A 1,941-nucleotide genomic window follows, 5' to 3' on the forward strand; every position below is an offset into this window, starting at 1 on the left:
CCTGTGCGGCGCTGGATGGCCGTGCCACCCGCGAAATCGAGGAAATCCTGGCCCATGCATCCGAGAGCGGCACACGGCTGGTTATGTCCACCCACAACATGGGACAGGCGCGGCGGCTGGCGGATGAGGTGATCTTTGTCCTGCAGGGCCGCATTCATGAATTCAGTCCGGCGGGCGATTTCTTTGCCGGACCCGAAACCCCTCAGGGACGCGCATTTCTGAACGGAGATATTGTAGAATGAAACATCTGATTATTGGTGCCGTTGCCTCAATGGCAATGGCCACGGCAGCGCTGGCGGAAGAGATGAAGATGGCGGTGACCACTTCTTTCCACAATTCCGGCCTGGCCGAGATCCTGCTGCCGGAGATCAAGAACGATCTTGGTCTGGATGTGCAGCTTTTGGTTGTTGGCACCGGTCAGGCACTCCGGCTGGGCGAAGCCGGTGACGTGGATGCAATTCTGGTGCATTCGAAGAAAGCCGAAGAGACGTTCCTGGCTGGCGGATACGGCACCCACCGCCGCGAGATCATGTATAATGATTTTGTCATCATTGGTCCAAAGGCGGATCCGGCCGGCGTGTCCGGCGCAGCGGATGCTGCAAACGCGTTGCAGAAGATTGCCGGGGCAGAGACCGCCTTTGTCAGCCGCGGCGATGACAGCGGCACGCATAAGAAAGAGCTGAGCCTGTGGGCCTCGGCCGGCCTTGATCCTGTAGGTTTCGGCGACTGGTACCGCGCGGTTGGTGCGGGAATGGGGGCTGCTCTGAATACGGCATCGGGCATGGACGGTTACATCATGTCCGACCGGGCAAGCTGGCTCAACTTTGGCAACAAAGGCGGCTTGGCGCTGCTGTTTGCGGGTGATCCGGTGCTGTTCAACCAATACGCCTACATTCCGGTGAACCCGGAAAAACATGGTCACGTGAAGAACAGCCTGGCGGTGCAATTGGAGGCTTGGCTGGTTTCGCAAAAAGCGCAAGAGCTGATCAATGACTATCAGATCAATGGCGAGACGCTGTTTGTGTTCAACGCCAAACAGTAGCGATTTTTGATCTGCCGCTGAGCCTCTGCTGTCTGCGGGGGCTGTTCCATTGCGGTGGTACTCCCGCCCATTCCGGGTATCAAAGATACCCTGCAAAGGTTGGGCGTGGCAGCCGCGCTGTGCGCGGCAGGGGGCGTTGCAATTGAACAAATTGCAATTGAGGCCGAAGCGGTGGCGCGGCGCGCGGCCCAACTGAGAGGTGCATTTTCAAAATGCTCCGGAACAGGCGGGAGCCTTTTGCTTTAGGCCCCGCCGCCAACAGTCAGGGTGACCCGGTCGCCGGCAAACCAGGTGCGGCCGAACTCGACGGGGCGGTTTTCAGGATCTGTATTGATGCCGGTGGTGCGCAGGATCGGGCTGCCTTCGGCGATTTTTAGATGCAAAGCCTGGGTTGCGGTGGCGAGTTTGGCCGTGATCCGGGTTTCGGCGCGGGTGTAATCTTTCACCCCCTGTTCTTGCAGTGCCGCGGTGACTGAGCGCAGGTCTTCTAGTGCGTCCAGAATCCCCGGAAACCGGTCTGCGGGAAAGATGCTTTGAAACAGCGCGATGGGCTGGCCGTCGGCCAGCGACAACCCGTCATAGACATGCACCTGGGCACCGGGATCCAGCTGCAGCGCATTGGCTTCACGGGGTGCCGCGGCGCGGGTTTCCAGCATCAGGATCTGTTTGGCGGGACTGCGCCCCTCGCGAGTCAGGTTCTGGTGAAAGCGCACCCGCTTGCCGATCGGATAGTCCGTTGGTTTGGCCGCCACGAACACCCCGGCGCCGCGGCGCGGGTGCACCAGGCCCTGTTCCGCCATATCGGCCAACGCCCGGCGCACAGTGTGGCGGTTCACCCCGAAACGTGCCGACAGCTGCGCTTCGGCGGGCAGCTTGCCTCCGGTCTCGTAGCGGCCTTG

General features: G+C 60.8%; 2 protein-coding genes and 1 pseudogene. 2 read left to right on the forward strand and 1 reads right to left on the reverse strand.

All coding sequences use genetic code 11. The features are described from left to right. Positions 1–242, forward strand: a pseudogene (locus A2I95_RS34255) (sulfate ABC transporter ATP-binding protein); the annotation flags it as partial. Continuing rightward, a complete protein-coding gene (locus A2I95_RS34260; RefSeq protein WP_291736983.1) occupies positions 239–1,042 on the forward strand; it encodes a substrate-binding domain-containing protein in 804 nt (267 codons plus the stop codon). The pseudogene A2I95_RS34255 and the gene A2I95_RS34260, both read left to right, overlap by 4 nt. A gap of 242 nt (positions 1,043–1,284) precedes the next feature. Here A2I95_RS34260 and phnF read toward each other — a convergent pair. Beyond that, positions 1,285–1,941 (reverse strand): phosphonate metabolism transcriptional regulator PhnF (gene phnF / locus A2I95_RS34265; RefSeq protein WP_291736986.1); only part of this gene is annotated, 657 nt, incomplete at its 5' end.

This window comes from Leisingera sp. F5 (genome assembly GCF_001593695.1).